The 25,364-nt window shown below is 52.6% G+C and carries 23 protein-coding genes and 1 riboswitch; of the genes, 14 read left to right on the top strand and 9 right to left on the bottom strand.

The features are described from left to right. The first annotated feature begins 183 nt into the window (after positions 1-183). From FD30_RS10930 to FD30_RS10915, 3 genes are all read left to right on the top strand, one after another. Positions 184-642: a nitroreductase family protein gene (locus tag FD30_RS10930; protein ID WP_056945047.1), complete on the top strand. Its 459-nt coding sequence runs from the start codon at positions 184-186 to the stop codon at positions 640-642. Positions 643-809: 167 nt separating this feature from the next. Continuing rightward, positions 810-2,795, top strand: coding sequence for an elongation factor G (locus FD30_RS10925; RefSeq protein WP_056945046.1), 1,986 nt, complete (start codon positions 810-812; stop codon positions 2,793-2,795). Positions 2,796-3,117: 322 nt separating this feature from the next. Next, positions 3,118-5,151: a hypothetical protein gene (locus FD30_RS10915; RefSeq protein WP_056945044.1), complete on the top strand. Its 2,034-nt coding sequence runs from the start codon at positions 3,118-3,120 to the stop codon at positions 5,149-5,151. A gap of 390 nt (positions 5,152-5,541) precedes the next feature. Here FD30_RS10915 and FD30_RS10905 read toward each other — a convergent pair whose 3' ends face one another. From FD30_RS10905 to thiS, 5 genes are read right to left on the bottom strand one after another with little or no spacing between them, the layout of a single operon-like run. Continuing rightward, complete coding sequence (locus tag FD30_RS10905) at positions 5,542-6,795, bottom strand: dicarboxylate/amino acid:cation symporter (protein ID WP_082604917.1); 1,254 nt, start codon at positions 6,793-6,795, stop codon at positions 5,542-5,544. Continuing rightward, complete coding sequence (locus FD30_RS10900) at positions 6,792-8,027, bottom strand: M20 family metallo-hydrolase (protein WP_082604915.1); 1,236 nt, start codon at positions 8,025-8,027, stop codon at positions 6,792-6,794. Before FD30_RS10900 ends, FD30_RS10905 begins: the two co-directional genes overlap by 4 nt. Continuing rightward, positions 8,024-8,794: a thiazole synthase gene (locus FD30_RS10895; RefSeq protein ID WP_056945042.1), complete on the bottom strand. Its 771-nt coding sequence runs from the start codon at positions 8,792-8,794 to the stop codon at positions 8,024-8,026. The genes FD30_RS10900 and FD30_RS10895 overlap by 4 nt, the downstream gene beginning before the upstream one ends. 12 nt (positions 8,795-8,806) lie before the next feature. After that, positions 8,807-9,457, bottom strand: a complete 651-nt coding sequence (gene thiF, locus FD30_RS10890) for a sulfur carrier protein ThiS adenylyltransferase ThiF (RefSeq protein WP_056945041.1) — start codon at positions 9,455-9,457, stop codon at positions 8,807-8,809. Between the two features lie 10 nt (positions 9,458-9,467). Beyond that, positions 9,468-9,668 carry a sulfur carrier protein ThiS gene (gene thiS / locus FD30_RS10885; RefSeq protein ID WP_056945040.1) on the bottom strand — a complete coding sequence of 67 codons (201 nt, stop codon included), beginning with the start codon at positions 9,666-9,668 and terminating at the stop codon, positions 9,468-9,470. A 108-nt stretch (positions 9,669-9,776) separates the two neighbouring features. After that, positions 9,777-9,867, bottom strand: a riboswitch (TPP riboswitch). Positions 9,868-10,026: 159 nt separating this feature from the next. Between thiS and thiE the strand changes: the two genes are divergently transcribed. Next, positions 10,027-10,659 carry a thiamine phosphate synthase gene (thiE, locus tag FD30_RS10880; RefSeq protein ID WP_056945039.1) on the top strand — a complete coding sequence of 211 codons (633 nt, stop codon included), beginning with the start codon at positions 10,027-10,029 and terminating at the stop codon, positions 10,657-10,659. A gap of 28 nt (positions 10,660-10,687) precedes the next feature. Here thiE and FD30_RS10875 read toward each other — a convergent pair whose 3' ends face one another. Genes FD30_RS10875 through FD30_RS10865 form a run of 3 tightly spaced genes read right to left on the bottom strand, consistent with a single transcriptional unit; the run spans position 10,688 to position 13,794 of the window. Further along, complete coding sequence (locus FD30_RS10875; protein WP_056945038.1) at positions 10,688-11,527, bottom strand: energy-coupling factor transporter transmembrane component T family protein; 840 nt, start codon at positions 11,525-11,527, stop codon at positions 10,688-10,690. Next, a complete protein-coding gene (locus FD30_RS10870; RefSeq protein ID WP_056945037.1) occupies positions 11,524-13,230 on the bottom strand; it encodes an ABC transporter ATP-binding protein in 1,707 nt (568 codons plus the stop codon). Before FD30_RS10870 ends, FD30_RS10875 begins: the two co-directional genes overlap by 4 nt. 3 nt (positions 13,231-13,233) lie before the next feature. Further along, entirely contained in the window at positions 13,234-13,794 is a 561-nt protein-coding gene (locus FD30_RS10865) for an ECF-type riboflavin transporter substrate-binding protein (protein ID WP_056945036.1), read from the bottom strand. A 629-nt stretch (positions 13,795-14,423) separates the two neighbouring features. Between FD30_RS10865 and FD30_RS10860 the strand changes: the two genes are divergently transcribed. The 6 genes from FD30_RS10860 (at position 14,424) to asnS (ending at position 20,501) form a co-directional block, all read left to right on the top strand. After that, a complete protein-coding gene (locus FD30_RS10860; protein WP_056945035.1) occupies positions 14,424-15,323 on the top strand; it encodes an EamA family transporter in 900 nt (299 codons plus the stop codon). A 199-nt stretch (positions 15,324-15,522) separates the two neighbouring features. After that, positions 15,523-15,930: an NUDIX domain-containing protein gene (locus FD30_RS10855; protein ID WP_056945034.1), complete on the top strand. Its 408-nt coding sequence runs from the start codon at positions 15,523-15,525 to the stop codon at positions 15,928-15,930. Positions 15,931-16,142: 212 nt separating this feature from the next. Continuing rightward, positions 16,143-16,514, top strand: a complete 372-nt coding sequence (locus FD30_RS10850; RefSeq protein ID WP_056945033.1) for a cupredoxin domain-containing protein — start codon at positions 16,143-16,145, stop codon at positions 16,512-16,514. A gap of 13 nt (positions 16,515-16,527) precedes the next feature. Next, the gene (locus FD30_RS10845) at positions 16,528-16,803 is read left to right on the top strand and encodes a cupredoxin domain-containing protein (protein ID WP_056945032.1); all 276 of its coding nucleotides are present in this window, start codon (positions 16,528-16,530) and stop codon (positions 16,801-16,803) included. Next, the gene (locus tag FD30_RS10840) at positions 16,800-18,725 is read left to right on the top strand and encodes a copper-translocating P-type ATPase (protein ID WP_056945031.1); all 1,926 of its coding nucleotides are present in this window, start codon (positions 16,800-16,802) and stop codon (positions 18,723-18,725) included. Before FD30_RS10845 ends, FD30_RS10840 begins: the two co-directional genes overlap by 4 nt. A 381-nt stretch (positions 18,726-19,106) precedes the next feature. Then, positions 19,107-20,501: an asparagine--tRNA ligase gene (gene asnS / locus FD30_RS10835; RefSeq protein WP_056945030.1), complete on the top strand. Its 1,395-nt coding sequence runs from the start codon at positions 19,107-19,109 to the stop codon at positions 20,499-20,501. Between the two features lie 65 nt (positions 20,502-20,566). Here asnS and FD30_RS10830 read toward each other — a convergent pair whose 3' ends face one another. Continuing rightward, positions 20,567-21,253, bottom strand: coding sequence for a YjjG family noncanonical pyrimidine nucleotidase (locus FD30_RS10830; protein ID WP_056945029.1), 687 nt, complete (start codon positions 21,251-21,253; stop codon positions 20,567-20,569). Between the two features lie 180 nt (positions 21,254-21,433). Between FD30_RS10830 and FD30_RS10825 the strand changes: the two genes are divergently transcribed. From FD30_RS10825 to FD30_RS10810, 4 genes are all read left to right on the top strand, one after another. Beyond that, positions 21,434-22,288 carry an alpha/beta hydrolase gene (locus FD30_RS10825; protein WP_147000018.1) on the top strand — a complete coding sequence of 285 codons (855 nt, stop codon included), beginning with the start codon at positions 21,434-21,436 and terminating at the stop codon, positions 22,286-22,288. 221 nt (positions 22,289-22,509) lie between these two features. Further along, entirely contained in the window at positions 22,510-23,862 is a 1,353-nt protein-coding gene (locus FD30_RS10820; protein WP_056945027.1) for a metallophosphoesterase, read from the top strand. Next, positions 23,825-24,202 (top strand): 5'-nucleotidase C-terminal domain-containing protein, encoded by a 378-nt coding sequence (locus tag FD30_RS11605; protein WP_147000017.1) that lies wholly within the window; start codon positions 23,825-23,827, stop codon positions 24,200-24,202. The genes FD30_RS10820 and FD30_RS11605 overlap by 38 nt, the downstream gene beginning before the upstream one ends. A 32-nt stretch (positions 24,203-24,234) precedes the next feature. After that, the gene (locus FD30_RS10810) at positions 24,235-25,047 is read left to right on the top strand and encodes a DUF6994 family protein (protein ID WP_147000016.1); all 813 of its coding nucleotides are present in this window, start codon (positions 24,235-24,237) and stop codon (positions 25,045-25,047) included. Positions 25,048-25,364 lie beyond the last annotated feature (317 nt).

Below are 25,364 nucleotides of genomic sequence, written 5' to 3'. Positions count from 1 at the left end.
AGGCATACTGTAAACTTACTATAATCTTATTATTACGAAAAGTTTTGTATAGATTTTGAGGGAATTGTGAAGATTCTAAGAGAATTCAGGGGATGACTCTTAAATAGCCTAAATGGTCAAATAAATCCCCTTTCTCAGGAATGGCGTGTATGATGGAGGTAAAGATAAAGGTGGTGATTCAGCATGGAAACGTTGAAAATGCTGCAAGCCCGAAAGGCGATTCGGCACTATACGGGGCAGGTCACGGATCAGCAGTTGCAAAAGATTTTGCGGGCTGGTAGTGCGGCTCCGGTGGGCTTGGGTGAATATGATAACTACCGGTTGACGGTCATTCAAGATCCCGCGATTTTAGCTAAAATGCATGGCATCTACGAGGCACCGACCGTTATTGTGATTTCGGTGCGGGAATCCGGTCCCATGGAGTATGTCTCAACGGGCGCCATCGCACAGAACTTAGAACTGGCGGCCGAGGCGCAAGGTGTGGGGGCCAACTTCAACATGGCCAGCTTACGGTCCGTACCGCGTGATCGGTTACCAGCAGGGTTTCACCCGGCTTTCGTGATGACCATGGGGCAAACCAGTGAGACCTTTAGGCCACGGTCGATTCCGGCTAACCGGATTGCGACCAATCTGGTGAAGTAACCAAAACATGTGGATTTTGCGGGGGTGACGCAGCACGTTGCCTCCGCATTTTTACGGTGAGCCGCTAATCGGTTTGCGTGTGGCGCCGGCTTTCTTTAAAATAGAAAACGTGAGAGTTAAACGGCGCCGTGAGAGACATTGGCAAACGGTGTGAAGGAGGCAATTCAATGAAACAGATTGTAACGGGCATCGTGGCGCACGTCGATGCCGGTAAGACCACGCTATCTGAGGCCTTACTCTATCAAACGGGAGCCGTACGGCGGTTAGGTCGCGTGGATAATGGGGACGCCTTCTTGGATTCCGATGCGCTGGAGAAGAAGCGGGGAATCACGATCTTTTCCCATCAAGCCGTACTTAAGACCAAGGACCTAGAGCTGACGGTCCTGGATACACCGGGACACGTCGACTTCGCGACCCAGACCGAACAGGTTTTGAGCGTCCTCGATTATGCCATTCTGGTGGTCTCGGCAACTGACGGTGTCCAGGGTTACACGCGGACGCTGTGGCGGTTATTGACCCATTATCAGGTTCCGACCTTTATCTTCGTGAATAAGATGGATGCGCCCGGAACGGACCAGGCAGCGCTTTTGGCAGACTTACAGGCTAAGTTGGCGCCAGGATGTTTGCCGTTTCCAGCTGGGGATTCAGCGCAGACGTTACCGGAAGCGTTGCAAGAAGACATTGCGATGCAAGACGAGACGGTCTTGAACGGGTTCTTAGAGACGGGGACCCTCGAAGCGTCAACGGTTCGGAATTTAATTCGGCAACGTCAAGTTTTCCCGTGTTACTTCGGTTCGGCCTTAAAGCTCCAAGGGGTGACGGAATTGTTGGCGGGGATGGCTTACTGGAGCCAACCGCAACAGTCCCAAGCCGAATTTGGCGCTAAGGTCTTTAAGATCACCCATGATGAAAAGGGGGAGCGGCTGACCTGGGTTCGGCTGACTGGAGGGCAGTTACGGCCCAAAGATGTTTTAGTTGATCAGCAGAAAGTCAACCAGTTGCGGGCTTACAACGGCACCAAGTATACGACGTTACCCGTCGCGCACGCCGGTGAGATTGCGGCGTTGACCGGCTTGACCGGAACCTACCCGGGTCAGGGATTGGGGAACCAGGGAGACGGCAGTCGACCAGAGATGCGTCCCGTACTGACTTATGCGGTCGATCCACAAGGTCAGGATATTCACCATTGTTTAGCGGTGCTGCAAGAGCTGGAAGATGAAGATCCCCAACTCCATGTGACCTGGTCAGAACAGTTACAAGAGATTCGGGTCCAGCTGATGGGGACGGTCCAATTAGAGATTTTACAGCAGCTTTTACATGACCGGTTCCAGTTGGACGTGCAGTTCGATGCGGGCGGAATCCTCTACCAGGAGACGCTGACCCGGGCTGTGGAGGGGGTCGGACACTTCGAGCCCCTGCGGCATTACGCGGAGGTCCACCTCCTGATGCGTCCGGCCCCCCGGGGGAGCGGACTAACGATTGACGCCGACTGTAGCTTAGAGGTGTTGGTCAAGAATTGGCAACACCAGGTGCTGACCAGTCTGAAAGCCAAGGAACACCTAGGTGTCTTGGTAGGCGCCCCATTAACGGACGTCCACATCACGCTGGTCACCGGTCGGGGCAGTATCGTCCATTCGGTCGGCGGTGATTTTCGGGAAGCCACTTGGCGGGCCGTGCGTCAGGGGCTGATGATGTTGCGGGATACCCAGGGCCTGCAACTGCTAGAACCCTGGTACCGGTTCCGATTAGAAGTCGGGCAAGCGCAGGTCGGCCGTGCCATGACCGATATTCAACGAATGCACGGGACCTTCGAGACGCCGGTGGAGACTGCTACGGGCACCACGGTCTTGACCGGGGTAGCCCCCGTGGCCGAGATGCAGGCGTACTCCCAGGAAGTAAACGCCTATACGCACGGCCAGGGACAGTTGGAGTGTCTGGTCGACGGTTATCGACCTTGTCATGACCAGGCTGCGGTTGTGGCCGCTACGGCGTACCAGCCGACGGCGGATCTGGCCAATACACCGGACTCGGTCTTCTGTGCCCATGGCGCTGGCTATCCGGTCGCGTGGGATCAGGTGCCGACCATGGCACACGTTCCCTATGCTTATTCGGCCGCAGATTTGGCCCGCCTGACGGCTGAGGCGACTGATTAGAGCCAGTTTTAAACGACTAGGCCTGAATTCTGATGAGTTGCCAGGTGAAACTTAAAGCTAAGTGCGTTTCAAGCCTCGCTGGCTAAGTGGGACTTGAAACGCACTTTTAATTTTGGTGGCGATTAAGTAGTTGGCATCACCAAGTAACGTGAGTTCCTTGTCTTTTACCGGGATTTTCGTGAAGATGGGGATTGTGAACATGGTGTGACCCGTCAACGGTTGCTTCTGACGTGCAGGATAACGCACCAGGAGCCGGTAAGTGATTAGGGTCAAGGGGATGGGGAGCAGAATGAGAAAATTTTTAACCAGGTTAAATTGGCTCATGGCCGTCTTATTAATGGTGGTCGCCGTCTTTGCAATTTTGGAACCCGTGGCATTTTTGGGAGATTCGGATTGGCCACAACCCTTAGTTCTGGTGGGGTTAGCGGCGGGAAGCGTCGTTATTTTGAATCGGTTACGGCGGTGGGTCACCACGTGGTCGACCACCACTTACCGGCGAGTCTTAATTGGATTAGGCATTTTGGTGGTGGTCGTTCAGGTTGTGGTCGCGTTGAGCTTCATGGATGTGGGGCGGGCTGACAGTTACTTTGTTCGCAATCAAGCGATTCGGTTGGCGCACGGCGACCTGACGTGGAACCACTACTTTTTGGTTTATCCCAACAACGTGAATGTTACGTTATTGGAAGCGGCGCTTTTAAAGGCGCTATTGCCATTAACGCACACTCCTTGGCTGATCTTGAACCTTTTACGGTTTGCCTGGGTCGATACGGGGCTACTAGCGGGCTTGTTTTTACTCAAGCGGTGGCAGCATTGGCGCCCGGGTGCCGTCTGGTTGACCTTGTTGTGGCTCTTAAGTGTTCCCGTCTATGCGTTTAGTCTAGTGGCCTATACGGATGCCCTGGTCATGCCGCTGGTACTTGATACGCTGGCATTAGTGACCTGGTCGCTGACTTATCGGGGATGGCGGCATTGGGGAATCTGCTGGGGCACGTTACTCTTAATCAGTGGTGGTGTTGCCTTAAAAAGCAACATGATCGTCTTGTGGCTGGCCACGGGGTGCCTGGTCCTCTTACTCTGGTGGCAACACCGGTTATCGGGGAAAAAAGTCCTGGGGTGGGTTGTCAGTGCGGTAGTCCTGTTAGGTCTGGTTCTGGGTGGCATGTCCGCCTGGGGTCGACAACAGGGGTACCAGAAGGACCCCAACGTGGCACTTCCCGTAACCAGCTGGATTGCGATGAGTCTCAATCCCAGTAGCGAGGGTCAGTATAAGCAGGCAGATTATTTACTGGTCGACCAAGAACCCACAGCAGCAGCGAAGCAGGCGCAAGCGACCGGGATGATCGAACAGCGGATTCGAAAACTTGGTGCTCTGGGGTTAGCGGTGCACCTGATGAAGAAGTTCCGGGTCTTCTGGGCCACGGGTGATTTTGACAGTTTTAAGCTCACCACGCAGTGGATTCGAGCTCCTTATTGGTACCAGAATCATCAACGGGAGATTCAATTCTGGTTGGTCATCGGCACGCAGTTACTGTTTCTCATGCTGATCTTTCAGACGATTTGGGTGTTGCTACGACGCCCTGTGACCGTAACGGTAAGTTTTTTGACGATTATGCTTTTAGGACTGACAGCCTTTCACGTGGTGTTCTGGGAGGTGGAGCCCCGTTACGCCGTCCCCCTTTTACCAGTCATGATGTTGCTGGGAACGCTGGGCGGGTGCCTGGCGCCGACTTGGCAATTCTCTCACGCCCAAGTTCGGCTGGGCCGCTGGATTGCGGTGGGAGTCGTGGCGTTATGTGCCCTGAGTCTAGGGCAGACCAGTGAAGATACGGTGATTCGCTCGGATACTGTGGGCCGACAAGGCAACGGGGACTACTTTACCTTACCCGTTGCCAGACTGACCCCCAAAGCGTCCCTGAGTTGGACCGTTCCCGTCACCGGGGCCAGCAATGCCTTGCAGCTACAGATTCAGCCGACGAATCTCAACCAAGAACAACGCTTACCTAACCTGCAACCCCGGTATCCGCGCGGCAAGTTACGGGTACAGGTTCAAGCTAACGGGCGACGGCTAAAGACCTGGCGTACCACGCCCACGCAGGCTATGGCTCAACCCCTAGTCTATCCCCGGACGACGGCGAAGGCCGTGACGGTCCGCCTGGTGAATACGGGAAAGACGACCGTCAAGTATGCGGTGGGGCAAGCCCAGTACAATCAGCATACTGGGGCGGTCCTAGCCACCCCAGCCCAGTATCCGCAACTCTACGTGATCAACGTCCACGGCCCTCACGCGCTAACCGGCGGCCTAGCAATCACACTATTTATGGGCGTCTTTCTGGCACTGCTGTGGTGGGCGATTTAAGTTGAACGAAAACCAGATTCAGATTGGCTCTGTAAAACACAAACAGTTTTACAGGGCCTTTTTGAATGGCAGTGGCATAGGTGAGCTGAGGATTGCCCTTAGCCTCAACCGTGGTGATGGTCATCCCCCTTACCTGGCCGTCCTCACGGCTTACAGTTGTGTAGCCATAGCGAAACATGATGCGAAGGGCCGCAGTACCTAATGATATGGTTGACGACGATTATCAACAAAAAAGGACCTCATCCCAACCAGGATAAGGTCGCAGTGATGGCTTGTATGAAGCAGACCATCACTTGTTTGTAGCCGAGATGGAAGCCAAACAAATATATGATGACGACCACCTTAATGATTCGGTATTGAAGCATTTGCCCCAGGCCAATCATACCGTGGCTAGTTGCCTTTGGTCCCGGAACGTCTTAGAAAGTGGGGGTTCAGGGTCGAATGGGTGTAGGCTTGACGGTCCAGTTCGTGTTCATCGCTGGCGATGGCAATGGCCGTGGTGGTATCGCCCACCACGTTAGCTACCGTACGAAACATTCCGGAGAACCAATCAATGCCGGCCAGTAAGGCGATACTTTCCGTGGGGAGTCCCAGTGTGGGGATGATGATGGCCAAGGCGACTAAGCCGCCGCCGGGAACGACCACCGTTCCCAAGCATGCTAACACGGACAGACTCACGATTTGAACCATTCCGGCAAACGAGATTTGGAGCTGATAGAGTTGGGTGACTAGGGTACAGACCAGAGCCAGGTACATGGCCAGACCGTTACTGTTGAGGGCCATTCCCAGGGGTAAGACCAGTTGGGTGATGCGTTGGCTGACACCTAGGCGGTCGTGGGCATCCGCCATTTCAATGGGGAGACTCACGGCGGAAGAGGTCGTGGTAAAGGCGACTAAGGCGATTCGGGTAAAGCCGTTCACGAGACCCTTCAGGGGAACCTTGGCGTACCAACTGATTACCAGCAACAGTATGGCCAAAAAAATGCCAGTGCTCAAGCCGTAAATGGCCAAGAACTTGAGTAGGGGGATCAAAGCCTTGAGCCCCGTGTCGACGGTCACTCCGACCATTAGGGCCCCGATACCGATGGGAGCTAGGTGCATGACTAACAGGACCAGGCGAACAGCCAGCTGGTTGACCTGTTTGACCAGGTTGAGGACCGCTTCGAATTGGTGATGGCGGTTGGCTTGGTTCAAGACGACGCCAAATAAAATGGCAAAGACGATGACCTGAATCACGTTACCCTGGCTGAGGGACGCAAAGATGTTTTGGGGAAAGAAGCCTAGTACCGTTTCCCTTAACTTAGCGGGGGCCTTAACGGTGGTGGGCGTGTGGGGCGTGAGGTGGAGGCCCGCTCCGGGCTTGAGCCACAGTCCCATGAGAAGTCCGATGGCGGCCGCAACGATGGTCGTGCCTAAGAACCACAGGGCAGTCTTGAGGCCCAGGCGACCCAGGGCGTTCGCGGGGAGATTGCCTAAGGCCTCGATGACGGCCCCGAAGATCAGGAGTACGACCGTCATCTGAATCAGGCGTAAGAAGATATCGCCTAGGAGCTTGAGTCCGCCCACCGCCGGGCCGAAGAGAATCCCTAAGAGGATGCCCCCAACCATACCCAGCATAATCTGAGTTGTCAGTGTAAGCTTCATGCGAGACCTCCGTAGGCTTGAGCCCGTAAACTTGCTGTCAGTAGAGTCACACCATGGGCTAGGTCCGTGGGCGACGTGAGTTCGGCGGGGGCGTGACTGATTCCGGCCACACTAGGGACGAACAGCATCGCCGTGGGGACGACTGAACTCATAATGCCACTGTCGTGTCCCGCTCCCGAAGTCAGCCGTCGGGCCCGCAAGTTGAGCTGGGCCGCTAAACGCTGATTTTGTGTGGTGAGGCGCTGGTCAAAGTGGACCGGGAGATCGTGGACCCACCGCTGAATCGTTATGGTAAGTTGCGGGGCCATCAGGGCGTGTGCGGCTTGGTGGAGTTGACGTTCAAATTCTGTGAGGACTAGGTCGCTGGGGTGCCGACAATCGACCGTAAAGCGAACCAGTCCGGGGATGACGTTGGCCGAATTGGGGACCACCTCGAAGCGTCCCACGGTAAAGGTTAGGGCATCGTCTAGAACTTGAGCGTGGTGCCGGAGGCTGGCAATGAGCGTGACGGCGGCCTGGAGTGCGTCGTGGCGGTCAGCCATGGGCGTAGTCCCCGCATGGTTGGCGCGCCCTTTGAGCGTTAGGGTGAAGCGCCGTTGACCGACCAATCCGGTAACGATGCCAACTTGTTGGTGGGCTTGCGTTAGCCGGGGACCTTGTTCGATATGCAGTTCTGTGAAGCTCGCGGGTAAGGCCGGTAAGCCAGAATGAACGCCGGGGTGGCCCTGAAGCGGCGCCACGGCAAGTTGGCGGGCTTCTTCAAAGGAGGTTCCATCGGCGTCAACCATGCGAGTCTCAACGGTCTGCCGGGCGTAGTGCTTTGATCCGGTGAAAGTCAGGGGAAAGCGACTCCCTTCTTCTTCGCTGAAGGCAATCAGGCGAAGGGTGTGTTGTGGTCGGCCTAACTGGCGGTGAAGGGCGGTGATGGCTTGAAAGCCGGCGATGATGCCATATAAGCCGTCGTAGCGTCCTCCGTTGGCCACGGTGTCCATGTGAGAGCCCGTCGCGATAGTCTGATCATCTTGACCCGGCAAGTCGAGATAAACGGTGCCAAAATCATCCACGGTAGCCCGGAGGCCGGCGGCTAATCCCCAGGTGATGAGTTGGGCTTGAGCGGCCGTCCAGGTTGGGGTGTAGACCAACCGGTTTTGGGCAGGATCCGTTGGGCAGAGGCGATTAATGGTGGCCAGTTGAGCGGCGAACGTCAAGCCAGGGGTGGTTAAAGGAATCATGCGTGACTCACGCCCGTCAACGGTGACGAGGCCACGGCACCTTTCGTGACGACGCGTCCCGGTCCCGCTAAAAAGGCTTGCCGGCCGGCTTGAACCCCTAGGCGAAAGGCTGCGGCCATGAGGGGAATGTTGGCTGCGGTGGCCATGGAAGTGTTGGCCATGATGGCAGCGGCGCCCATCTCCATGGCTTCGGCGGCTTCACTGGGACGACCAATGCCTGCGTCAATGATGACCGGGACCGAGAGTTCGTTGATCAGGATCTGAATCAATGACTTCGTGGTCAACCCTTGGTTCGTGCCAATGGGGGCGGCTAGGGGCATCACGGTAGCGGCCCCGGCATTTACCAACTGACGGGCAACGACCAGGTCAGGCAGAACGTAGGGCATTACGATGAAGCCTTCGTTGGCGAGAACTTCCGTTGCTTTCAACGTTTCGTAGTTGTCGGGCATTAAGTATTGCTTATCCGGAACGACTTCTAGCTTGATGAAGTCGCTGCCGCTGAGTTCCCGGGCAATGTGGGCTGTGCGAATGGCTTCTTCGGCCGTGGTACATCCCGAGGTGTTGGGGAGAATCGTGATGTCCTTGGGGATGTAGGACAGGATGTTATCGGCTGCCTGCGTGGTACGACGTAACGCCATGGTGATGATCTGGGCTTGGGCGTGGTGGATGGCTGAATCGATCAAGTCGTAAGAATACTTACCAGAACCTAGGATGAAACGGGACGTAAAGGTGTGGCCACCAATGGTTAATGGATCAGATGCTGTCATGGGATATTCCTCCTAAATGGTTGTTTTACCTAAAATCAAACGGGTAATCATGTTGGCTTCGTGGCCAGCGGCAATCATCACGCGCGGAGCCATGAGGCCCTTAGCGCCCGTGGACGTGCCATCGCCGGCGATGTAGAGGTTGGGACGTAGTTGCTTGGTCGTAATGGTATTGGCACTGTGGATTCCCGCCATGCCAGTCGCCATGACCAGGGGCTTGGCAGGAAATTGGGTGCCGACCGCTTCTAAGAGCATAGCTTTCTCCTGGGGGGCGTCAAAGGCCTCGCAGATGATGTCTGCCGAAGATAAGTATTTGGAAATGGTTGCGGGCGTGAGCTTTTCCTGATAGGCGTGGATGGTGATAAAGGGATTGAATTCCTGTAAGTTCTGCTTGAGGGCGGTGACCTTGGGCATGCCGACCTGACTCAGCTTGTATTGTTGGCGATTGAGATTGCTAAGTTCAATCACGTCGAAATCAACTAGGGTCAGGGTGCCGACGCCAATGCGGGCTAAGGCGATGGCAATGTTGGACCCTAATCCGCCCGCTCCCGCGATGGCGACGTGGGCCGCCGAAAGCTTGGCGGTGGATGCGGTAACGTTACGGGCTTTCATTTGGGTATAGACTTGGTCGGGTGCTTGGCCTTGAATGACGGGTGGTGTGTGCATGGGGCGCCTCCTAACGGCCGCCGCCGACGAAGGTGATAATCTCAACTTGGTCGTCGGTTTGAAGGGTGGTGGTCGCAAAGTCGGTGTGGTGGATGATTTGGCCGTTGACCTCGACGACCAGGTGTTCAATGGGTGTGTGGCGGGCGGTGAGTAACGCCAAAATGGTGGTGCCAGTTGCCGTAGCGGCTGGTTCTCCGTTAATCGTAAGCATAAAAAAATTTCCCTTTCTACGAACGTCGCGAAGAAAGGGGAATTGCGCACAAAAGGACCGTTATGACGGGAAAAATCCCGAAAACGGAAGACCCAGTGGTTCCTGAGTCACATTGGCAAGTCGCGCTTCCTTCGGTAGTTCTAACTACATCAGGTTCGATGGGTTTAATCTCAGCCAAGTGGCACCCCAGACGAACGGTTGCTGAATGAAAACGAGTTCTGAAAACTCGTTACGTTAGTTATACGCAACCTGAAAATAAATGTCAAGTCTAAACATAAAGCTGTACAAAGTTGGATGAATTCGCTACACTGAGGCGTAAATGATTTACCATTTGAAACATCATGGGAGGACAACCAAAATGCGTGTAGGAAAACGACCGTTGTACTTAGTAACTGACCGCTTGGGAATCGAAGAGGAGGCCTTTTTGTGCCGATTAGAACTGGCTTGTCAGGGAGGCGTAGACTTGGTGCAGTTGCGAGAGAAATCGCTGGATAGTCGTCATTACTTCCAACTAGCGCAACAGGTCAAAGCCATCACGGATCAGTATGAGCTCCCTTTGATTATTGACGACCGTTTAGACATTGCACTGGCGGTGAACGCAGCTGGTGTGCACCTGGGCCAGCAGGATATCCCAGTCGACGTTGCGCGCCGGTTACTGGGACCGCGCAAGATTATTGGGGCGACGACTAAGACGGTCCGTCAAGCCCAACTGGCAGTGCGAGCGGGTGCGGACTACCTAGGGGTGGGGGCCATTTTTCCCACCACGACTCATGTGAAAACGGTGCATACCAGTGTGGCGACACTAGCGGCGATTCAATCGGCGGTCCCCATTCCGGTCTACGCCATCGGGGGCTTAAATTCGACCAACATGCTGGCGGTTCAGCCGGCCCAGGTGGCGGGGGTGGCCGTGGTATCGGCAATCATGAAGGCTCCTCATCCCGACTTGGCAGCCCAAGCATTACGCAAAAAAGTCCTGACCGTCGTGCGTTGAATCAGCGCGACAGGTCAGGACTTGAAGGTCAAGCGTGAAATGGGTTCCAGAAGCGGCCACCGTTGACTTTAAATAGGACGATGCCCAGGATAATCAGGGCACCGACAATCAGCAGTGCTAGATAATCATTGCGTCGGAAGCGTTGGGCCATATACCAAGTCCGGCGTTTTCCCTTACCAAAGCGGCGCAGCTCCATAGCTTGGCTGATGGTCTCAATCCGATCAAGGCTCGAGAAAATCAAGGGGAGTAGGATCTGGACCCCACCACGAGCCCGGGTCATCAGACTGGCCTTCTTGGAGATCTCAAACCCCCGGGCCTGCTGGGCCAAGCTAATGGTCCGGTAGTCACTTTGAACATCGGGGATGTAGCGTAGGGCAATGGCCACCGAGTAACTGATCCGGTAGGAGACGCCGATGCGGTTGAGGCTTGCGGCGAATTCACTAGGGTTGGTGGTCATCAGAAAGATCAATGCTAGGGGAACCATGAAGGTGTACTTCAGGAGTAAGTTGAACTCGTAGAAGAGTTGTTCAGTGGTGAGGTTGAAATAAGCGGCGTGGTGCCCCAATAAAAGGTGTTCCGTGCCGTAGATGCTAACGCCGTAATGGGGAGCGAAGACGTAAACCATCAGAAGGTTTAAGACGGAGAACCCCAGGATGACGCTTAAGACGAACGAAATTTCATGGAACTTGATTTTAGCGAAGTGAAAGAGAATCAGGGAAAGGACCATGATGCCTAAGAGGTAGCGGGTATCGTAGGTCGTCATGCCGATAATCGATAGGCCGACAAAGCAGAGCAACTTGGTGCTGCCACTAAGTCGGTTTAAGAAGGTCTGTCGGTCGGCGTACCCAATTAAGAGTTGGTGAGTCATTGTTGGCGGGCCTCCCGTTCTGCTTGAACAAATTTAGCGACAAACTCAGTGGGGTTCAGGTGGTGTTGTTCCGCTAACGTGTAAAGACTGGTCTTCGCCAGTGAAGCCTGGTCGATGATGGCTTGATTCGTTAACACGTCAGCAGGAGCGGCGTCCATGAGAATCCCCCCCTGACCTAAAACGATGGTGCGGTCGGTGTACTCCAGCATCAGGTGCATGTCGTGGGTGATGAGGATAATGGTGATGCCCTGTTCGCGGTTGAGTTGCGCTAAGAACTGCATCATGTCGGTGTAGTGCTGTAGGTCTTGTCCGGCCGTGGGCTCATCCAGAATCAGCATTGCGGGTTGGAGGACCAAGATTGCGGCGATGGTGACCCGCTTCTTTTGACCAAAGCTCAATGCCGATACGGGCCAATGCCGAAATTCGTAGAGGCCACAAATCTTTAACGTTGCCAATACCCGTTGCTCGATCGTTTGGGCATCCAATCCGCGGAGGACCAACCCGGTGGCGACTTCATCGTAGATCAAGGTCTTGGACAACATCTGATTGGGATCTTGGAGGATGTAACCAATATGGTCAGCCCGTTCTTTGACTGAGCAAGGGTCTAGGGACTGGCCATCGAAGGTCAGGTGGCCGGCTTGCGGTGTTAAGAAGCCGGTGATGAGGTTACTCAGCGTAGATTTACCGACACCGTTTTGGCCGACCAGACTAATCATATCGCCCCGGTGGATCGTCGTGGATAGATCTTTAAAAATCGGCTGGTCCGGCGCGTAACCGAAAGTCAAATGGTCGATAGTCAGGAGCGGTTGGGTGTGAGTGACTGGTGTCTTGAGGGTGACGCCGGCCGTCCAGTGTTGCAGGGTGGTCGTGAGATGCGGTGCGTCAAGTTGGGCCAAGTCATCTAGGTGTTGGCAGTCTGCTAGGGAAATACCAGCGAGTTTTAAGGCTGACAAGTAGAGTGGTTCCCGCAACCCTTGTTGGGCCATTAGGGAGTCGCGTAGGATAGTTTCGGGGCGGTCATTGGCCACGATTTGTCCGTCCTGCATGACGATCAACCGGTCAATGGGCTGCTGTAAAACGTCCTCGATGCGGTGTTCGATAATCACCACCGTCAGGTCCTGGGTCCGTGCCAACCGGTCGATTAGCGCCATCGAGGCTTTTCCGGAAGCGGGATCCAGGCTGGCGAGGGGTTCGTCGAACAGGAGAATCTTACTGTTGTCGATCAACACGCCTGCCATGGCAACTCGTTGCTTCTGACCACCTGAGAGCTCTTGGGGATGGTGGGTCAGGAGGTCTTGGAGGTTCAACGTTTGGGCCCATTGGTGGGTCGCCTGACGCATCGCGGGTTGGGCCTGCTGGTCGTTTTCTAGCGAGAAGGCCATATCTTCGACCACGGAGAGCCCTACGAATTGACTATCGGGATCTTGCAAGACGGTTCCCACGTTGAGCGAGAGATCAAAAATCGAACTTTGCTGGATGTCTTGGCCCGCAACGGTGGCATGACCGGAAATCGTCCCCGGGTACGATTGTGGAATTAACCCGTTTAGACACCGCCCCAGTGTCGACTTCCCCGAACCGGAGGGCCCCGCAATCAGGACCTTTTCACCTGGATAAATATCGAGATTGATGTGGCGCAGGGTGGGTTCCGTTTGGCTGTTATACTGAAACGAAAAATCACGAAAACTAATAATGGGTGCAGTCATAACTTATTTTTCCTTCTTTAAGCTGCCACGTTGCGTTCGAGTTCGAGCGTAAAGAACCAGCAGTAACGTCCCAATGATAGCAACGGAGATAGAGTCAATGATCCAGGTCGTGATGCCTTGGAGGTAGACCTTGCTGGCTGGTTCGTGGTAGATGATAATGTCACCGGTAGGGGCTAAGAGGACCCAGGCGATGAAGTTGACGATGATTTGGTAAATGTTGAACCAGACCAACTTGGCCTTCTTCAACGCGCCGTCAGCGACTTTGAGCCGGTTCTTGGTCAGACCGAAGGCAACGCCCACTAGGCCGTCGACGATGATCCAAGTCCACCAAGGGGAGCCGTAAGTGATAAAGTCGTTGAGGGCGTGCCCGATAAAGACGGCGAGTCCCGCGGCGACCGGACCAAAGATGGCGCCTAACAACGCAGCAAATCCAATGGCCACGTTAAACTGGGTGTTAGGGATTCCCGTTGGGATGGCAACGAATTTCATTAAAACAAAAATAATGGCAGCACCGATTCCCGTGGCGACCACGGTTCGAATTGAGTTAGATTGCTTATTGGGCATAAGACGACACACTCCTTAGATGGGTTTTAGGTGGATTCAGATGAGAAGGGGGCAACGAAAAACGCGCCCGAAAGTCATTGACTTTCAAGGACGCGTTTGCGTGGTACCACCCTGATTTTCCCGAGAACGGGACTTATCCTGATCGTAACGAATCGCTCCGACCCGGGCTCACGAATTTACCCGAGTAGCTTCTTCAAGACCATCTTCACCGGGCATCACCGTCGCTTTTCAGCCGACGCGACTCTCTGGGGGTGACGAACACCGGGTACTCATCTTGTCGCAGCTTTTCTCATCTGAATTTAACTTCCTATAGCATACGCTAAATGACTAAGGGGTACAAGCAGGAATCAGAAATGAAGTCGGTTACATTTAAAAAGCGTATAAAAGTTATTTTATTATGGAACCAAACCTAAGAACGTTCGGATTTAGATTGTGGGTAGGGGATGATTATCGGAGAAATTCCACGGGCAATAAATTATTCTCTCATTTAATTCTCATTTTAAGCTGAGCGTGCCCCCGTGAGTTGCACCGTTGAACTAGGGGATGAACGCCCAACGGGACTTGGCGATTGGCCGGTGGCCGTGTATGATAAAGGGGTATAGTTAATTGATACATAAAGGATGAGTTTTTTGAAGAAAATTGCACCAGTGTTTGTGGCTTTAGGAGCCATTAGTTTTGGGGTTCCGGCGTCCCTATTTAAGATTGCTCGCCGGGAAGGGGTGGTGAACGGACCACTCCTATTTTGGTCGTTTTTGAGTGCGGTCGTGATTCTAGGAATTGTGCACGTCGTCCGGCGCAACTGGTTACGGTACCAGCATACGAATTGGAAGCAGATTGGGTTAGTGATTGCGGCCGGGACCGGGTCAGGGTTTACCAATACCTTCTACATTCAAGCGCTCAAGCTGATTCCGGTGGCGGCCGCGGCGGTCATGTTGATGCAGGCAGTCTGGCTGTCGGTTCTGTTAGGGGCCGTGATTCAGCGCCGCTGGCCGTCACGGTTACAGGTTTTGAGCATTGTGCTGGTTCTGATTGGGACCGTCTTGGCGGCAGGGCTGTTTCCCATTACCCAGGCGTTGTCCCCATTGGGCCTGTTTTACGCTTTCTTGGCCGCGTGCGGTTATGCCTGCACCATGCAGTTTACGGCGTTACTGGGGAACAACCTGGACCCCATGACCAAGACCTGGTTGCTGTGTTTAGGGGCATTCATCTTAATCTCGATTGTCTGGATCCCGCAGATTGCGACGACGCCGGTCACGCTACCAACGATTAAGTGGGGCGTCTTGATTGCCCTGTTCTCGATGGTCTTTCCGTTGGTCGCCTATTCTCTGTTTATGCCCCAGCTAGACCTCGGCATTGGCCCCATTCTCTCGTCGCTGGAGTTACCATCGTCGATCGTAGTGGCGTTTATCCTGTTGGGAGAAACCGTTAGTGGTCAACAGATCCTAGGCGTCTTCATCATTATTGCGGCGGTGGTCCTGCCCAACGTTTGGGGGATGTGGCACCGGCAGCAGGTGCACCCGCGCAGCTAACGGGTTAGAAGATAGTTGTTAATTTATCATTACGGCCTTGTCCTAGTTGGGATGAGGCCTTTTTAATCGGTGAGGATGGTCAACCAGAAGGCATTCGTGCGTCTAATCGGAAAACGTGAGCGTTGCTAGGGACGAAGTTGGGGTTTAGGGGTACAATTAACGCAACGATGACCGTACCCTAAAAAGGAGTGAAGTTCCGATGCGTTCTTGTGCCCGTTGCTTTGTCCATGATTGTCAGACTGATACGATTTTGTTAGTTGAACGTTTCAAGGACCGCCGGCATTACTGGACGGTCCCTGGTGGGGGCATCTTAGCGGGGGAGACACCGACTAAGACGGTTCAGCGAGAACTCGATGAAGAGCTCCTCTTTCAAGTTCAAGCTGACCAGTTAGAGTTCCTGACCCGCGTGGTGCGTTTGGGGCAACCAGAGACCTACTTCGTGGCTGACGAACAGGTGACCCCTGAACTTTCGGTGCACAGTGTCGAACTGGCCCGTAGTACGGCAACGAACCGGTATCAGCCCCAATGGGTGCCCCGGCAAGACGTTCCCGCCAAGTTGCCCTACTTAGCCGACGTTGCCCGGTTAGTGGTTGAACGCGAAGCATAGATGAATGTTTGGATGAAACGTAGGCGTTAAGTGGTGTCGTGAAGAGTCTTGGCTCTTGACCGGTGGCCCTTAACGCCTTTTTAGTCTGCCTGATTCAAGAGCAACGACGACTTTTGTGTTGACAAATGTAAACGATGGCGGTATGCTACGTACTGAAGTTTACAACTGTAAACAATCGAATTAGTCATGATTAAATATTGGAGGCAGGCAGAATGCTTAAAATTAGTGTGTTAATTGTGGGGCTAGCCATCATTGGCTTTATTTTTTGGTGGTTCTTCGGCAAGCATGCCGTGGCAACGGAGACGGCGGTTGCCACGCAAACGGGCCAATCCGTGGATGTGGAAGTTAACGGGGGCTATTCTCCGGAGAAAATCGTTTTGAAGCAAGGCGTGCCGGCAACCTTGACCTTTACCCGGAAGGATGCGTCAAGTTGTTTGGACCGGGTCGTTTTCAGTGACTTCGGGATCAACCAAGAGTTACCCAAGGACCAACCGCAGACCATTCAGATCGATACTAGCCATGCTGGACAATACGAATGGGCATGTGGCATGGATATGTTCCACGGCAGTTTAGTGATTAAATAAGGAGGACGTTAACATGACGAACACAGTACAAAACAAGGCCGTCACGGTCGCCGGGGGTTACCAACCCCAAACGGTTCATTTTCAACAGGGAGTCCCCGCAACGCTGAGCTTCACGCGGACCAGTGCTCAGGGGTGTCTAGATGTGGTGCACTCAGCTGAATTGGGCTTTGAGACCGATTTGCCGTTGGATACCGTGAAGACGGTCAAGATTCCTACAGATCAAGCGGGAACGTTTACCTTTAGTTGTGGGATGGATATGTTTTCCGGAAACGTGGTGATTGACCAATGAGTATCAACAAGCGTTTCTGGATTTCGTTAGTGTTATCCTTACCCATGCTCGTGGGGATGATTCTGATGCCCTTTGGTCGCACGATTCCGGGAGGCGCCTGGACCCAATTGGGACTCACGACGATTATCATGTTAGTCGCCGCTCGGCCGTTTTGGCAGAGTGCTTGGGCGTCGTTTAAAAAGCACCACGCCAATATGGATACGCTGGTCGCCATTGGGACGTTGACGGCCTACGTCTACAGTATCTACGCCATGCTGACTGCCCAACCCGTCTTCTTTGAAAGTGCGGCGTTTGTCACGACCTTTGTCCTGTTGGGCCAGGTGTTCGAGGAGCGCATGCGTAATAATGCGTCCAACGCGGTCGAAAAATTGGTTGACTTGCAGGCCAAAGAGGCCGAGGTCTTGCGTGACGGTCACTTTGTCCGGGTTCCGCTGGCTGAAGTGGTTGCCGGAGATACGGTGCGGGTTAAGCCCGGCCAAAAGATTCCGGTGGATGGCGTGATCCTGGAAGGGACGTCGACGGTCGATGAGTCGATGGTCACGGGGGAAAGCATGCCAGTGACCAAGCACGTCGATGATGCAGTCATTGGGTCGACGATGAACAGCAACGGAACCTTTCTTTTCCGGGCCAATAAGGTGGGAGACGACACCATGCTGGCTCAGATTGTAGAATTGGTCAAAAAAGCCCAGAACAGTCATGCACCGATCCAGAAGTTGACGGATAAAGTTTCCGATATCTTCGTGCCGGTGGTTCTGAGCCTGTCCATCTTGACCTTCTTAGTGTGGTACGTCTTCTTAGGGGCCTCGGTGGCCAACGCGTTAGTCTTCGCGGTAGCGGTGGTCGTAATTGCCTGCCCTTGTGCGTTAGGCTTAGCCACCCCCACGGCCTTAATGGTCGGTACTGGTCGGGGGGCTAAAATGGGCATCTTGATCAAAAACGGTGAAGTCTTAGAAGCCGTTAACGATGTCCGGACCGTGGTCTTCGACAAGACGGGGACAATCACGGTGGGTCAACCACAAGTGACGGACATCGTTGGGGACCGTAGCCGGGTCTTACAGGTTGCGGCTAGCTTGGAAGGTGGTTCGGAGCATCCATTAGCGTCAGCCATTTTAGACCAAGCACAGACGGATCAGGTTGTGCCTCAGACCGTTGATCAATTCCAGGCCGTTGAGGGCCAGGGGGTGACCGCAACGGTGAAGCACCAGTCGGCGTTCGTAGGGAACCATAAGTTGGCTAGTCAGGCCGAAGTAACGCCAGCACTGGCCCAACAAGCTGCCCAACTGCAACGGGAAGCTAAGACGGTGGTTTATGTTGGGGTGGCTGACCAAGTGATCGGCTTGATTGCCATTCAAGACGCCCCTAAGCCCACTTCTCGTGAAGCCATTGCGGCACTAAAAGCCCGGGGCTTGAAGACCGTGATGTTAACGGGAGATAACCAACGGGTTGCGGAGGCCGTTGCGCAAGACGTCGGTATCGATCGGGTGATTGCGGACGTCTTACCCAGTGACAAGGCCGACCATGTGGCCGCCTTGCAAGCAGACGGCAAGGTTGCCTTTGTCGGAGATGGGATTAACGATGCGCCGGCTTTGACCACGGCAGACGTTGGGATTGCGATGGGTTCGGGAACGGACATCGCCATTGACGCCGGGGGGATCGTTTTAGTCAAGAACGACTTACGCGACGTTGACCGGGCTCTGGCGTTAAGCCGCAAGACGTTTAACCGGATTAAGTTGAATCTCTTCTGGGCATTCATCTATAACGTCTTGGGGATTCCGGTAGCGGCCGGCGTCTTCTTCACCTTAGGGGTGACGTTAAGTCCCGAACTTGCGGGGTTAGCGATGGCCTTTAGTTCATTATCAGTGGTCACGAGTTCTGTCTTGTTGAACCGGGCCAAGATTCAAAGCCACGTGAGCGTTGCCTAGTTAGTCCTAGATTGGTAAGCTCGTGGGGGCTTGCGACCGACGATGAACTGTGGTAACCTGTGCTTATCTAAATCAATGTTAAAAACCATAGAAAAAGACGAGTACGTTGGGTAGCCTGGTGTTAGCGAACTAAGGATAGTGGAAGCTTAGTCACCAGCCCCCAAACGAAAAAACACCTTTTCTGTTGCCATCTGAACTGTTTAAAGTAGGATGCGCCGTGGCCGACACGTTATCGTTCGGAGCGTATAGTTGTACGCATAAGACGGTTTGGCAACAAACAAATTGGGTGGTACCGCGGAAAGATCTTTCGTCCCGACTTTGGGGATGAAGGGTCTTTTTTTATGGTCTTTAACCTGGTAATAGCGAAGGGAGATTGAACACATGACAGAAGTTTTAGTGAAAGATTTATTCGGTGATCAACATTTTGCCGAAGATGATCAGATTACATTGCACGGGTGGGTACGGACGATTCGGAGCTCCAAGAAGATTGGGTTCATTGAATTAAACGACGGCTCGACGATTAAGAACGCGCAGATCGTGATGAAGGCTAACGATGTTGAGAACTACGCGGACGTTGCGAAGTTCCCCATCAGTTCGACCATTGCGGTGACGGGAACGGTCGCCTACACGCCGGATGCTAAGCAGCCGTTAGAAATTCATGCGGCAACGATTACGTTAGAGGGGGCTTCTGATAGCGATTATCCGCTGCAAAAGAAGGCTCACACCTACGAATATCTGCGGACCATTGCCCACTTACGGCCCCGGACCAACACGTTCTACGCGGTCTTCCGGATTCGGTCATTGGCAGCCTTTGCGGTGCACCAATACTTGCAAGAACACGGCTTTAACTACCTGAACACGCCGATCATTACCGGAAGCGATGCGGAAGGTGCCGGCCAGATGTTCCGGGCGACCACGTTGGATATGAACAACTTGCCGTTGACGGATGAGGGTAAGGTCGATAACTCCAAGGATTTCTTCCGCAAAGAAACGAACTTGACGGTTAGTGGTCAGTTGGAAGCGGAAGCCTTTGCACTGGCACTACGGAAGGTCTACACGTTTGGCCCAACGTTCCGGGCGGAGAACTCACATACCCAACGTCACGCTTCCGAGTTCTGGATGATCGAACCCGAAATGGCGTTTGAGGATCTGGACGACGATATCGTGACGATTGAGGCGTTGATCAAGGCCGTAGTAGGTTACGTTCTGGACCATGCCCAAGATGAATTGGCCTTCTTGAACGACAACGTGGATGACCAGTTGATTGCACGCCTAGAGAAGACCCGCGACGAAAAGTTTGCGCGGTTGACTTACACGGAAGCCATCAAGGAACTAGAGAACGCGGACGTCGACTTCGACGTTCCCGTATACTGGGGTCTGGATCTGGAAGCCGAGCACGAACGGTACTTGTGTGAACACATCTATAACAAGCCGGTCTTCTTAACGGACTACCCGAAGGAAATCAAGGCCTTCTACATGCGGGCTAACGATGATGGGAAGACGGTGGCGGCCGTTGACTTGTTGGTCCCAGAAATCGGAGAATTAGTCGGAGGGAGTCAACGTGAAGAACGGTTGGCTGTCTTGGACCAGAAGATTAAGGACAACCACATGCCAGCCGAAGAGTACGCTTGGTACGAAGATCTCCGGAAGTACGGAGAAACCAAGCACTCTGGGTTTGGGATTGGGTTTGAACGACTAGTCATGTACGTCACGGGGATGGAAAACATCCGTGACGTGATCCCTTACCCCCGGACGCCGGGTAACGCTGAATTTTAAGGTAAACGAAAAAATTCCTGGAAGATTATTCCAGGAATTTTTTTTGCTGCCGTAAATGAACTGGGTTACTTGAGGAGATCGATGAGTTCTGGGAGTGTCGTGATTTGATAAGTGGGGGTTGCGTGAGAGGTATTGGGAAGCTGGTGAAGATTGTACCAAACACTTGCTAACTGGGCGTTATTGGCGCCTTGGATGTCGGCGGATAGGGAGTCCCCGATAACGAGATAATCGGTGGTTGTCGCCTGGGGCCACCCCGCTTGGACTTGGGTAAAGAACTGGCGGTCGGGCTTGCTGACGTGCAAGTCTTCAGACAAGAAGACCTGATCGAAGTATTGGTCCAGATGAGAATCCGCTAACTGGCGGTCTTGCTTAGCACGGGTTCCGTTGGAAATTACGGCCAGTTGATGATGAGCAGCTTTTAAGCGGGCTAAAACCTCCTGGGCGTGGGGCATTAACGCGTGTTCAGCGAAGAATTGCTGTTGAAAGGCCCGTTCGTAGGTGGGACCGTCAACCGTGATGCCGTAGTGGGCAAAGTACCGTTCAAACCGGGTGTTGATGAGTGTTTCACGCGTTAATTTCTGCTGTTCGAAGTCGGCCCACATGATTTGTTGCAGGCGATGCCAGTAAGCCACCTGTTGATCATTGAAAGCAAAGTTAAAGGGTAACGCTAATTTGCGTAGGGCGTTTTGGGCGTTCGTGTCGGTGTCGAAAAGGGTCTGGTCTAAGTCGAAGAGTAGAATTGGAAAATCCATGGTACAGTCAGCTCCTGAAAAAGTTTAGTTAGGTCTAACTTTAGCACAGATAGGGGCTAACCGGGGAACAAAAAAATTAATATCAACTATTTAATACCGGGGGAAAACTTGTTACACTAAGAACGATAGTTGAATAGTCGACTTTTCAACTGTTGAATTTCTTAAGTTTTTTGGAGGCTAATGGAACAGATGCAAATCAAAATTAAACGGTATTGTGTCGGGGGGATTCTCCTGCTAATGGGGAGTTTGCTGGGGCTAATGGGTCCCCAGTTGGTGCACGCTGCTCCGACCACGCCAATGACCCCAACCCTTTACTTTCACGGTGCGCCTAGTAGCTACCGTTCGGAGCGGCATATGGTCGGCGCGGCGAAGAAAGCTGGCGTGACCAAGTCGGTCATTCGTGCGGACGTTGCGGCAAGTGGTCGGGTGACCTTAGTCGGGAAGTTTAGACCTACCTCACGAACGCCAATCGTTGAAGTAAATTTTTTGAACACGCGGAATACGAATTACGTGACCAATGGCCGTTGGGTCCGCAACGTGGTACGAAAGTTACAAGCTACCTATCATTTTAAGCAGATGAATATGGTGGGCCATTCGACGGGGAATTTGGCGATTGCGTACTATTTATTAGCCAACTCGACTAACCGACGACTACCTAAGCTGGCTAAATTTGTGTCCTTGGGTGGTCATTACGATGGGGTCCTGAATGAGGGGGACTGGCCCCACCGGATTCGGTTGACGGCGGCGGGCCGGCCCACGCCTATGGATTCAGCCTATCGGCGGTTATTAAAGCTGCGGCAACGGTATCCTAAGAAACAAACGGCGGTTTTGAACATTTACGGTGACTTGGGCAATGGGACGGATTCCGATGGACGGGTCACTAATAATTCGTCTAAATCCTTACGTTACTTACTGGCAAAACGGGCTAAGAGTTATCGCGAGCGGCAGTTTAAAGGTGCGGGGGCCCAACATAGTCGGCTACACCACAACGCCCAAGTCGACCGGGCCATGATCAAGTTTCTTTGGGATAAGTAAAGCGGTCTTCTAACCATTCACGGTTGGAAGGCTTTTTAATCGGCTTAATGAATAATTATGATAATTTATTGAATATTTAATCAAAAATAATAAGAAAATTAATCAGCACAGCCATATGCTCGACAGGTGATCATTGCAGTCAGTAAAGCGTTGCCAGCGAATTTTGAACCTGGTAAGCTAAGCGAGTACCAATTAAATAAAGATTCCTGAGGAGGATATTTATGAGTGCAACACCACATGGATTGCATAAAGCACTACTGAGTTTATTAGTTCCAATGATGGTGGTCAGCGGCACGGGGAACTTAACCACCCTAGCGCAGGCTAGTGACCGACCAGCCAACGTGGTTCGAGTCACCCATCAACAGCCAGAGGACCAGTACAGCTCTGTGTTGAGTGAGCCTAACTTTCAACACCGGGATCGGCATCACCGGCACGATATTCCCGTTCAATTTTTAGGGATTAACGACCTACACGGGGGCCTGGATACTTCAGGTAAGGCCTACATCGGGGGAAAGATTTACGAGAATACGGGAAATGTTAGTCGCTTGGCAGCCTATCTCGACCAGGCTCAGCGACAATTTCGTCACGTTCACTTGTCCCGGAACACGTTCCGCGTGCAATCGGGGGACATGGTGGGGGCTTCGCCTGCCAATTCCACTTTGTTAGCACACGAACCCACCATGCACGCTTTACGGGCCATGAAGTTTCAGATCGGAACGTTGGGTAATCACGAATTTGACCAAGGCCTACCTGAATTCAACCGGATTCTAACGGGCGGCCGTCCGGGCAAGGATGCGGATAAATTGATTCAACGTTACCCCCACCTAGCTTCTAAGATGCAAGAAGTCGTGGCTAACGTGGTTCGTAAGGATAATGGGAAGCAACCTTACGGATACCGGCCGTACACGATTCGGACGGTGCGCGCCCACGGACGTAGCGCAAAGGTCGGCTTCATCGGTATCGAAACTACGGAATTACCAACGTTGACCTATGAACGGAATTACAAGGACTACAAAGTCTTGGACGAAGCCAAGACGATTGCCAAGTATGATCGAATCTTGAACGCGAAGGGTGTTAAGGCGGTAGTGGTCTTAGCGCACCGGGGTGTCCAGAACAACAAGACTAGTGCTTGGGGGAATGGTGTTGATATTCTACAACGCGTGAATAAGCTTGACCCCCACAATAATGTTGGCCTATTTGTCGGGGCACATACGCACATGTATGGGAATGCCTTAGTAGGCAAGACCCACGTTGTTCAGGCCTTATCCAGTGCCCGGGCGTTTGATGACACTCAAGGCTACATTAATCCTAAGACGGGTAAATTTAGTGCACTAGAGACTCACGTTTACCCGGTCTTGTCGGCTAAAGCTGATCCTAAGACTAAGAGTAACCGGCGGGTTGCCCGGATTATTAAAGATGCCAATCGGCGGGTTGCCGGTAAGATCAATGCTGTGATTGGTAAGGCAGCTTCCACGGAAGCCATTAAGCAAGCTTCAACGGCTAACGGTGAATCACCCGTGGGCGAATTAGTGGTAGATGGCCAGTTATTCGAAGCTCAGAAGAACGGGCTTTAAGGAATTACAAGTTGCAGGGTTACGTTACACGTTTGCAGCTCAAGGAAAGACTAAACAAGTTGTACAGGTGACCAAAGCAGATGGACAGCCGTTAGATCCACAAGCTACCTACCGGGTAGTGATTAACGACTTCTTACACGGGAACAAGAGCTTTACCTTCCAGGGGACCAAGATTGTGGGGTCTCTAGCTTCTGATACCGAAGTATTTGTGCAATACGTGAAGGATATGCAGGCCGCGGGTAAGCCAATCGTTGCCCCTCAAGCTAACCGCAAAGTATTTGTGAAAGCAGATGCTGCGGTGCTGGGGACGACGTTGCCTAATGCGCAACCAGCAGCTTAAGCAAAATGCCGGGCCTAGGTCCGGCATTTTTTATGAATGTAATTAGTGTATTTAAAAAGAAAATTGATCAGCGTTATAAATATTTAGTGGAGGATATTATTAAAAATTATTTATTCGATTTATATCCAGATTTTCCTAAGAATTTTGATTTAGCGAACCGCAAGGACCCGGATAACTACGAAGAGGCTAAACCACTTTATGATGACTTGTGTACAGCTTTCTTTAATACGGCTAGTATTGCGAAGTTGGGGCTGAAAACGGTGATAAGCGAACCCTATCACAAACAACCGATTTTAAGCGTAGATGGGGGTCGCGACTTAATCCTATCATCGGATTATATCGGTCCTTCTGTTTACTGGGCGCAGAAAGTCGGGATGCCAGATGAAACCATTATTGAGTTTCTGAAGGTGTCGCGAACGTTAGGTGGTCACATTGTATTTCCAGCCTACCGTTCCATTACCATGAATCAGGCGCGAAGTGGTAAGAATGGTTACTATGACCGCTTTGATAAGACGTTATATGCCATGAAACAGTTGTTTAACGGTGATGAAATATCAAACCAATGGGTGCAAAAAGCATGGGAAAACTATACCAATTGGTTTGACCTTTTTAGACGTGAAGGGCATCCTTTTGAAACATTTGTCCACTTTTTTAAACTTGAGTCGTTTGTTAATGATGCCTATGAGGTGTACGATTTGACGACGTTTGATGATCATGGCAGTTATACGGACACAGTAACTGATGATCAGGCTGAGATTCCGGAAGAAGCCGCGGGATATGCCAGGTACGTTCGCGGGTCGCTCCATGCCATTGCGCTAAGAAACCAAGAACTGGGGCTTAGTTAAGTCGTCAGGGAAAGTGCCTCAAAGTGGATGATTAGATTCTGAAGCAAGCTGATTTGGTGTTGTTGGGGAAATCCAGCGACACCATTTTTAATGTTATAGACGAAGCATCGGCAGAGGCTTAGCCTAGACCGGCAGTTGATAAAATGTGTTGAAAATTGAACGAATACGTAATAAATTCTCATTTTTCACATAAAACGGTTTACGTTTTACTAGAACGGGATAAAGTTGAACGTAAAAATTTAGATTACCCCTTGAAATTACAATCCTGAATTATTCACCAGAAACTCCAAAATCCCCATCAAACACATGATTCAAGT

It is taken from the genome of Levilactobacillus namurensis DSM 19117, assembly GCF_001434785.1.
GTDB lineage: Bacteria > Bacillota > Bacilli > Lactobacillales > Lactobacillaceae > Levilactobacillus > Levilactobacillus namurensis.
Note: the sequence above shows the minus strand (reverse complement) of the source record. Positions and strands in the feature narration are given on the sequence as shown.